Source organism: Salegentibacter salinarum, assembly GCF_900168115.1.
In the GTDB taxonomy this organism is placed as follows: Bacteria; Bacteroidota; Bacteroidia; order Flavobacteriales; family Flavobacteriaceae; genus Salegentibacter; species Salegentibacter salinarum.
The window spans coordinates 1-10,498 of the sequence record NZ_FUZC01000030.1; the positions used below are offsets into that span (position 1 = coordinate 1).

Here is a 10,498-nt window from a genome sequence, read left to right on the forward strand (position 1 = left end):
GTACTATGACGTTTGCTGAATTCTCACAATAAATCTTGTTTCAACCATAGGCTCATACACTGTTTCACCTATGTCTGTGAGATCTCCCGCGGTAAGACATATCACTTTCATTCCATATATCCGCATCATCTACACCCTGATCTCCGTATAGCTTTAGGACTTCGCTTTGTATGGCAAGCTCATCCAGATCAGCTATGCCTTATATGATGTTCGTGTTCCTCGGACCGGAACTTTGCCGCAGGCTTCCTTCAGATTCCACCTCACGATGGACACCCTTGCCTTTGGCTAATGATAGGTAGCTATAAACCCCCATAACGGACTTGCACCGTCAAGTGATATGCCATGCACGGCACACCATAAAAAACCCGGATACCCTATACTGGAAATCCGGGTTTTTTATTTAAATTTATTTCTTTTTCCCGTTATAAAGTGATTTTATAATTCCGTCGGCCAGCCCTATTTTAGGTACAAAAATATTATCGGCTCTTGCCCATTTCATAGAATTTAAATAAATCCTGGAGGCCGGGATAATAACATCGGCCCGGTCACTTTTAAGCTGAAGGTCCATTACACGTTCCTCGTAACTTAGGGAATTCAGTAATTCGTTATATTTTTTTATATAAGCCAGGCTTAAAGGCTTGCCTTCTTTTTTACCGCTAGTTTTAAAAATATTATTGATGTTTCCACCAGAACCAATCAGATCTATATCTTTATAAGGTTTAGTAGTTTCTCTCACCCATTTTTCCATTTCTTCCCAGGCACCATCTTCCACTAAATTATTTAAAAGACGTACAGTTCCTACTTTGAAAGATCTGGATGCTACGGTTTTTCCACCACTGTAAAGGGTATATTCTGTGCTACCGCCACCAACATCAACGTACAAATAATTGCAATCGTTTTTGATAAGTTCGTGTAAATCTGTGGCAGCAATTATTGCAGCTTCGTGATTACCATCTATAATTTCAATTTCTACGCCGGTTTTTGCTTTTATTTTTTCAACTACTTCTGCGCCATTTTTAGCTTCCCGCATTGCGGAAGTTGCGCAGGCTTTATATTTTACAATTCCGTGAGATTTCATTAAAAGATTAAAAGCCTGCATGGTATCTACCATACGTTCTATATTTTTTTCAGAAATAAAGCTTTCTTTAAATACATCCTCTCCAAGCCTAATAGGAACCCTTACCAGTGAGGTTTTTCTAAAATCGGTTTCCTCCCTGCCCTTTTGCTCTGTAATGGTGGAAACAAGAAGCCTAACGGCGTTGGACCCTATATCTATAGCTGCGTAGTTCTTTTGTGTAATCACGAGATAAAATTTTCTGTTTTACTCACAAAGTGAGGTTTATAAAGATTTGAGGTTGAGGCTATTTATCTATTTTCGTTTTTAATATGCTGTTCAGACTTACTGCCCGGTAGTTTATTTGAGTAATAATCGTAAAGTTCAAATTGAGAACGAAGTTTTTTAGAACTGCTGTTTCGATAGGCGTTATCTTGTTTGGCGGTAATCATCCTGGCTTTTACATTATCGTTCCAGCTAATATCAAAGGTTTCAATAATTTCCTGTTTAATTTCTTCATCATAAATTGGGCAGGAAATTTCAACACGAAGGTCAAGATTTCTGGTCATCCAATCGGCTGAAGAAATATAAACCTTTGAATTTCCACAATTTTTAAATATAAAAACCCGTGGATGTTCCAGGAATTTATCTACAATACTTATCACTTCAATATTATCACTTAAACCTTCCACGCCCGGAATAAGACAGCAAACCCCGCGTACAATAAGTTTGATCTTCACCCCCGCCTGGCTGGCCTGATACAGTTTATCTATCATAGGATAGTCTGAAAGGCTATTCAGCTTAAGTGCAATGCCAGAAGGTTTTCCTTCTCTGGCATTTTCAATCTCCTTTTGAATCAAGCCGACAAAAGTATTTCTACTGTAATGTGGAGAAACTATTAAGTGTTTGTATTTATTGACCTTATAATTGATCTCGAAGAAGTCGAAAACTTTATTAACTTCTTTCAAAATTTCAGGATGAGCAGTAAATAAAGTATAATCGGTATAAATACGTGATGTAGATTCGTTAAAGTTCCCGGTGCTAATAAATCCGTAACGTTTCATCTTACCTTCTTCTTCCCGCTCTATCACACAGGCTTTACAATGAACTTTAAGCCCCGGTACACCAAAAATAAGTTGTACCCCTTCGGCCTGCATTTGTTCTGCATAGCGAATATTGGCAACTTCATCAAAACGCGCTCGTAATTCAATTTGTACAATTACTTTTTTCCCATTTTTAACTGCATTAATTAGTGAACTGGCGATATGGGAAATTTTCGCCAATCTATAAATAGTGATTTTGATGGTTTTCACTTTGGGATCCAGTGCAGCCTCCCTTAAAAATTTAACAGTATAGGCAAAACTTTGATATGGAGCATACAAGAGAAAATCTTTCTTTGCTATACTCCCAAATAAACTGGTTTGCAATATAAGCCCGGGAATTGGTAAAGGTTCAATTGGTTTATACAATAAATCTTCGCGGCCCAGGCTGGGAAAATTCATATAATCCCGCCTGTTATGATAGCGCCCACCGGGAATAATACTATCGGTAGATTCTATGCCCATTTTATTCATTAAATAAGACAAAGTATCGTCTGCAATATTCATATCGTATACAAACCTTACCGGTTCCCCTTTAATTCGGTCTTTTACGCTACTGGAAATCTTTTCAATAAAACTTTTACTCAGGTCACTGTCTATATCCAACTCGGCATCCCTGGTAATTTTTATCATATGGGCCGAAATACTTTCATATTCAAAAATGTTAAAAATAGTCCCCAGGTTATACCGAATTAAATCGTCTAACAGAATAATGTACTGGTTTCCATTTTCTTCCGGAAGCACCACAAAACGTTCTATGCTACGCGGAATTTCAATTAGAACGTATTTACGGTCTTTCTCGGTTTTATCCAGCACTTTTGAAATTCCTTTTTGAGGTTTTTCCTCCTTCATCACCATTTTTACGGCCAGATATGCAGCACTGTCTTTTAAACTTGGAATTTCAGGGAGATCATTAAGAATTATGGTTACTAAGGCCGGACTTACTTTAGAAAGAAAGAAGTTTTTAATGAATTTTTGCTGGGAAGCAGAAACCTGTTTCTCATTAATAATATGAATCTTATAATCTTTTAACTGATGTTGAATATCATCTAGAATCTTCAGGCTTTCAGCTTGTTGTTCAATTACAATTTGGGTGATTTCTTCCAGTAGCTTACTGGCTTTAATTCCACCCAAAACACTTTTCCCGGCTTTTCCAGCAAGGTCAATTCTTTTTACGGTGGCGTACCTTACTTTAAAAAATTCATCTAAATTATTAGAGAAAATTCCCAGAAATCTTAATCGTTCTATAAGGGGCACGGTTTCATCTTCGGCTTCCTGTAATACCCGGGCATTAAATTGTAACCAGCTTAGTTCCCTGTTTAAATATTTTTTTTGCGGCATAAATTAGCGTAAGTTTTTTGGGAATAATTGTAGCAAAGTTTTGCCGGTTTTAATGTCTTTCCAGGAATCTAAATCAAAATCTATCACACAAAGCCCCGTGGTAGGTAAATTATCTATAGGTTTATCACCAAGACGATTCACCAGGCCCGTCATTGCAGGATTGTGACCAAACACCATAAGTTTTTCTACATTATTTGGACAGGTATTAATCACCGATAATAATTGATTTTCATCAAAAGTATAAAGTTCTTTTTTTACGGTAAATCTATCATCTGGTATTTGCAATTCGTCTTTAAAAAGATTTGCCGTGGTATTTGCCCGCACTGCGGGACTGCTCCATAAAGTTAGATTCCCGCTTTGAAATTCCTTAAAAGTTTTCAATACCACCTCGGCATCATTATAAGCGCGCTTTTTAAGCGGTCTTTTGTCATCTGGTAAATTATTTTCCCATGATGATTTGCCGTGTCTAACTAGAATTAGTCTTTTCATAATTTCAATTTTAAGGTGCTAAACGGTTTCTTTCCCAGGTATCCTGTTCTATAAATTCATAGATAATCCTATCGTGCAAACGATTATTTCTACCCTGCCAGAATTCAAAGCTTCGTGGTGTTACCAGGTAACCGCCCCAATGTGGTGGTTTATCTACATCTTTATTTTGATATCTTTCTTCTATTTCTTTTAATTGCCCATCCAGTTCTTCGCGAGAGCTTAAAACATTACTTTGGTTAGAAGCCCAGGCGCCTAATTGACTTCCTCGAGGTCTTGACCCAAAATAAGCAGAAGATTCTTCTTCTGAAGTTTTCATTGCCACACCTTTAATAATTACCTGTCGCTCTAATGCAGGCCAGAAAAAGGATAAACAAACCCTTGGATTTTCTTCAATATCCCGGCCCTTTTCAGAATTATAATTGGTATAAAAGCTGAAACCGATTTCGCCAAAAGATTTTAAAAGTACAATACGGCTCTTTGGAAATCCTTCAATTCCACAAGTGGCGAGGTTCATAGCATTTACTTCTGCTATTTCAGGATGTTGTTCTGCCTCCTCAAACCAGGCGGTGAAAAGTGGCAGGGGAAATGACGGGATATTATCTTCTAAAAGTTCGCTTTTTCCATAGCTTTTTCTGTAATCATCAAGGCTCTTTTGCATTGTGTTTTGCTTTGCTGCAATTTACAAGTTTTAGGCTGAAGGGGGAAAAATTTTGAGATAAGATTCTGCTTTTTATAGTTGAAATGCACATAAGAAAAAGAAAAAATTATAGACGAACTGCACTCATTTCTATATCCTGCAAATAAGTACGACCAAAAACACTGATGAAATGCATTCTATTACATTTTATCTAACAATAATGCAGTATAACTAAAAACATTAATAATAATACATACAAAGGGAGATATCGTTTAATTTTGTTCAAAACATTTAACCAAGCAGCAGTTTTAAATTGAACTAAAATTAAATTAAAAATGAATTTTTCTAAGAATTTTTTACAATTTAAAAACCACATTGTTACTAAAATATTTATTGCTATTCTTGCTGTAAGTTTAGGAAGCTGTACGGCGGGAATGACGAATCCAGATAGCTATACCCGAAATCACGTAGTTTATGCCGTGGATTTTAACCCTCATAATTTAAATGAACTTCAAATTTCAAAAATGGATGAAGGGAAATGGATAGATCACGAAACTAGTAAAAACGGGAAAAGCGCGCGTTATACAATTGAAATTGAAAACGGATTTCTAACTGTTATCTCTAATAAAAATAAAATGGATGTGCCTACTTACCAAACTTGGATAGATTATGCAAGACAGGAATTAGGTTATACGGTACAGGATGAATATGATATTTTTACCACTATAGAAGATGGTTTTATCTATGAAATAGACCTGGAAGAACATCCTTTAATCGAAGGTGAGGAACATAGAATTTTAATGTACGAACAAAACTAACTATTTACCACAACTTTTTTAGAGTTAACCACCTTTAAACAGGTGGTTTTTTTATGCCTAAAATTAAAGCTTATCCCCGATTTTAAATTCCTTAAATGGGAAATGAAAGTTTTAATTTGAAATTTTAAACCCCTGATTTCCCGTATTTTTTACTTCAAAATTACCGTTCACCGAAATTAAACAGGCTTTAATCTAAAAAAAAAGCAAAATTGTCTTTATAAAGTTTATTCACTGTAATTTTACCCTAAGATTAACATTTAAAAATAGGTCATCCCCCACACTTTCCTATAAAAAACTTTCCCCAAAGGTTTTCAAAAAATGTAAATCTCACATTCGTAAATGTTTTAATAAAACACCCTGATTTGATCCATTCCCTATGGATCAGTGACCCTTTTATGCCAAAATTTAAAATAATCTTCTCATTGAAAATGAGAAACAGAACTATAGAATTATGAAAATAAATCCAACTTTGAAACTCGTTATTCTTGTATTATTTGCTAACGCATTTATCAGCAATGCACAGCAAAATTACACTATCACAGATTTTGATCGATTAATTGGACAAGAATCAACTCAAACACGAAATCAGCAAAATTTTGATTATCAGGAAGTTGAAAACCTTAAAAATCTTGTTTTTGAATTAAATCCCTTAATAGTTGTTCAGGAAAATGAACACGCAAAAATGGGTGACGGGCCGGCCAAACTGGTAATTGTACCCTCAAACTACTTATCAAATATATCATCTCTTAAAACCGAATTGCAAAGCCTTGAGTTAATTCTAATTAAGCATTCTTCAGATAATTCAGCCGCTACTTTAGATCTAAATTCTCTTAAGAGTTCTGCATTAAAATATGTTTTAATTGAATGTGATTTTGAGTGTAGTGTAGCTAATATTCAAGATATGCTAAAAAACACTTCTAACGTAAAAGTTCTTTACAGGACTACAACAGAGCAATAAAATATTGCCCTCATAAATTCAGGATTATGGAAAAAAACTACTTTAGAAATCAGTTTACCTATACAAGATTCGTATTAATAGCATTTACATTGTTATTCTGCACTGCGGCTGTAAATGCACAGGTATATAAGGAATTTCAGCAACGAACTTCACAATATTCTACCTCAAAAAAGATCTATAATATAAAGGGAGATTTTACTATGATTGGTAATACCAACCTTAGCCTTTTACTCTATGGAGATAATACAAACAACAGTAATAATTTCATGCAGTTTGTAGATGAAGACGACGATTCTTCAACCATAAACTCATCTGCAGCAATTCTTGAACTTTCCAACGAAAATGGGGCAAATCCTGAGTGTTCCAATATAGTTTACGCCGGACTTTACTGGTCAGGTCGCACCAGCAGTCCCGGAAAGACCAATGCTAAAAGAAACATCAAAGTAAAAGGTCCAAATAATTCTTATTATCAAACTGTTAGCGCAAACGCAAATGACATTCTTTTTCCTGGACCCTCAAATATGTATGCCGCTTATGCAGAAGTAACCGATTTAGTGAAAAGTAATGGAACCGGTGAATACTGGGTTGCCGATATGGAACTCACTGAAGGTAACGGTGGTATTACCGGTTATTACGGCGGCTGGGGAATGATTGTAATCTATGAAAATTCACAAATGGACTGGAGGGATGTTACCGTTTTTGATGGTTACGCCCACGTTGAAGGAAATGTTGTGGCTAATTACGAACTTCCTGTTTCGGGATTTAATACCGCACAATCAGGGCCAGTAAATATGAAAATGGGTATCATGGCCGGCGAGGGTGATGTAGGAATTTCAGGAGATTATTTTCAGATAAAAAAGAATAGTGACCAGACCTGGTTAGGACTTTCTCACGAGCAGAACAGCGCTAACAATTTCTTTAATTCTTCTATTCAAAATAACGGATCTTCCAGATCCCCAAATCATACTAATAATACCGGAATAGACATTAGCATGTTCAATATTCCAAATGTTGGAAATTCAGTTATAGATAATAACCAAACCAGCACCACCTTCAGGTATGGTTCTACACAAGACACCTACTCCATTTTTTCTATTGCAATGTCTGTAGATGCATATATTCCTGAAATTGAAGGAATTTCCTCTTTAACTGCAATAAACGGAAGTACAGCAGGCAATCCTCCATATAACGCAGAGCCTGGTGATGAATTAAGTTATAAGATAGAATTAAGAAATAAAGGAACAGAAAATGTGGAAGACTTAAAAGTGGTCATTCCAGTTCCTTATAATGCCGATTATCTTACTAATAGTCTATCAACCAATTTTTATTTCTCTCCCAGCCCTCAGAATAATGAGGTGTATTTTGACCCAACTTTAGGTGCAACCGGATCAATAGTTTGGGAAATAGATGAATTACCGCTGGCGAATAATACAAATGATATTTTAGCCGATCTCACTATAAAGTTTGGAGTAACCAAAAATTGTACTATTCTTTCAAATGCCTGTCCGGGTTTCGATCTCATAAGATTTAACGGAAATATTAGCGGTCACGGAGCAATAACCGGTACTACTTTTGAAAATAAAGATCTTATCCAGGGTTATGAAACCGAAGGAACCTGCCAGGGCCAACCTATTACCGCTCCTTTTGAAGTGGCCATAGACGCCACCAATTTTCGGGCTGAGAATTGTGGAAATTCAGATGAAGAAAGAAAATTTGTTTATTGTAACCGGGAAGATCCAATAGAGATTGCTGAGATCAATTCAGGTTTTCCTAACGGAACAAGATTCTTTAACGAATCTCCTGTAACCAGTAATAGTACCGAATATACTACTAATAATCCTATTCCAAATAATTCGGGGTCTACTGAATATTATGCAGTAATCCCGGGGAGTGAGGATTGTGCAATACCTTTTACTATAGAAATTACAACTATAGCTTCGGTTCCGGAAACTGAACCGGTTACCTATTGTCTTAACGAGGAAGCAGTTCCATTAAAGGCAACCGCTACTAATTCTGATTTAACTTTATTTTACTATACCGGCGAAGAGGATACCTCTCCCGAAATTCAGATCATCCCTTCTACTTCCCAATCTGGCGAGTTCACATATTATGCTGCAGAAGGAGAATCTGCAAGTTGTATTAGTCCGAATAAAGCTCAAATCACAGTTTCTGTAATTGGCCAACCTGAAATTACAGCACCACAAAATCAAACACTTCAAACTTGTGGTAATGATTTTATAGACGATTCTATTCCGGGCTTGTCAAATCAATTTACAACTATTTCTCAGCAAATTTTTACAGATTTAGGTGGAATTATTTCTTTTACTGAAGAGATTGAAAGTATAAGCTATAAGGATATTTTACAACAACAATCACCTGCGGTTTATCAGCGAATCTTCAGAATTAGTTATGAATGTGGAAATATAGAAGTTCAGCAATCGCTTACGTTAGAAAACATCAAAACTCAGCTGGAGCCTGTCTACACCAAAGAAAATCCCACTTGTGAGAATGAAAATGGAATATTGACTATTACCAATTTTAATGAAGATTATGAATATTTCCTGAATTCAAATTCAGGAAATATTGAACTAAATACTACACCTACTTCATTATCTCCGGGTGTATATATAATATCTGTTGCTTTAAATGATTGTGTTTTTACAACAAATAGTTTTGAGATTTTACCTGCACCAGCTATACCTGAAAGTCCTGAAATCACTACGGTAGATCAACCCACCTGTAGTGTTGAAACCGGTAAGATTACAGTGACAGCAATTGAAGGATTTTTATACAGTCTCGATGGCGAAATTTACCAGGAGTCAAATATTTTTGAAGACCTAGCTCCCGGCATCTATGCGGTATATGTTCAAAATGAAGAAAATTGTATCTCACATCCCTCCAAGGACATAATTATTAACGAAAACTCGGGAAGTCCGGCACAACCGGAAGTTAGTATATCTCAACAACCAACTTGTGAAAACACTACCGGAAGCATTTTAGTGACCACTGTTCAGGGAATAACTTACAAACTTTTAAACGGAAATAAAAACGAATTAAGCAACGCAATAGAAAACGCAGAATTCAGCGATCTAGACTCCGGAACTTATTTTGTGCAGGCCAGCAATGAAGATTGTGCATCGGTTTCTGAGGCTCTTGTAATTGAAGAAAACCCGGGAAGTCCTGCACAACCACAAGCCGTTGTTTCTCAACAACCAACTTGCGAAGACACCACCGGAACTATTTCGGTAACTACTGGGCAAGGAATCACGTATACTTTGCTGAATGAAAATCAGAACGAAGTAAATAGTACTTTAGAAAATAACGAATTCAGTAATCTAACCGCCGGAACTTATTTCGTAAAGGCAAGCAACCAAGATTGTGAATCAATTTCAGAAGCGCTGGTAATTGAAGAAAACGCAGGTACCCCTACAAAACCGGAAGCAAGCGTTGCTCAGCAACCAACTTGCGAAGACACTACCGGAACTATTTCGGTAAGTATAGTTCAAGGAATTACTTATACACTACTGGATGAAAATGAAAACGAATTAAGCAACTCATTTGAAAACGGTGAATTCAGCAATTTAACCGCTGGAACTTATTTTGTACAGGCAAGCAACGATGACTGTAATTCAATTTCTGACGCGTTGGTAATTGAAGAAAACTCAGGTGCACCGGCACAACCGGAAGCAAGTATTTCTCAGCAACCAATTTGTGAATACACTACCGGTACCATTTCAATAAATACGATTCAGGGAATTACTTATACCCTTTTTGATGAAAATCAAAATACAGTTAACAGCACAATAGAAAACGGAGAATTCAGTGAGCTACCTGTCGGTACGTATTTCGTACAGGCCAGTAATGAAGATTGTGAATCTGTTTCTGAAGCTATGGTGATTGAAGAGAACCTGGGAAGTCCGGCGCAACCGGAAGCCTTTGTTTCTCAGAAACCGACTTGTGAAGAAACTACCGGGACGATTTCGGTAAATACTGTTCAGGGAATTATTTACACGCTTTTAGATGAAAATCAAAATGCAATTAACAACACAATTGATAACGGAGATTTCACCAATCTAAACGACGGAACTTATTTTGTACAGG

At 36.4% G+C, this 10,498-nt stretch carries 7 protein-coding genes; 3 read left to right on the top strand and 4 right to left on the bottom strand.

Going from position 1 to position 10,498, the window contains the following annotated elements:
- Positions 1-406: 406 nt before the first annotated feature.
- From B5X53_RS18560 to pdxH, 4 genes are all read right to left on the bottom strand, one after another.
- Entirely contained in the window at positions 407-1,303 is an 897-nt protein-coding gene (locus tag B5X53_RS18560; RefSeq protein ID WP_079714701.1) for a Ppx/GppA phosphatase family protein, read from the bottom strand.
- Between the two features lie 62 nt (positions 1,304-1,365).
- Positions 1,366-3,495, bottom strand: coding sequence for a polyphosphate kinase 1 (gene ppk1 / locus B5X53_RS18565; RefSeq protein WP_079714702.1), 2,130 nt, complete (start codon positions 3,493-3,495; stop codon positions 1,366-1,368).
- 3 nt (positions 3,496-3,498) lie between these two features.
- Positions 3,499-3,984: a SixA phosphatase family protein gene (locus B5X53_RS18570; RefSeq protein ID WP_079714703.1), complete on the bottom strand. Its 486-nt coding sequence runs from the start codon at positions 3,982-3,984 to the stop codon at positions 3,499-3,501.
- Positions 3,985-3,994: 10 nt separating this feature from the next.
- On the bottom strand, positions 3,995-4,642 hold the full coding sequence (pdxH, locus tag B5X53_RS18575; protein WP_079714704.1) for a pyridoxamine 5'-phosphate oxidase: 648 nt from the start codon (positions 4,640-4,642) through the stop codon (positions 3,995-3,997).
- A gap of 314 nt (positions 4,643-4,956) precedes the next feature.
- Here pdxH and B5X53_RS18580 point away from each other — a divergent pair, with 314 nt between their 5' ends.
- The 3 genes from B5X53_RS18580 to B5X53_RS18590 all read left to right on the top strand — a co-directional run.
- Positions 4,957-5,439, top strand: a complete 483-nt coding sequence (locus B5X53_RS18580; protein ID WP_232764122.1) for a hypothetical protein — start codon at positions 4,957-4,959, stop codon at positions 5,437-5,439.
- A 451-nt stretch (positions 5,440-5,890) separates the two neighbouring features.
- Positions 5,891-6,397, top strand: a complete 507-nt coding sequence (locus B5X53_RS18585) for a hypothetical protein (protein ID WP_079714705.1) — start codon at positions 5,891-5,893, stop codon at positions 6,395-6,397.
- A 26-nt stretch (positions 6,398-6,423) separates the two neighbouring features.
- The coding region (locus B5X53_RS18590) for a hypothetical protein (RefSeq protein ID WP_079714706.1) at positions 6,424-10,498 on the top strand (4,075 nt) is incomplete at its 3' end.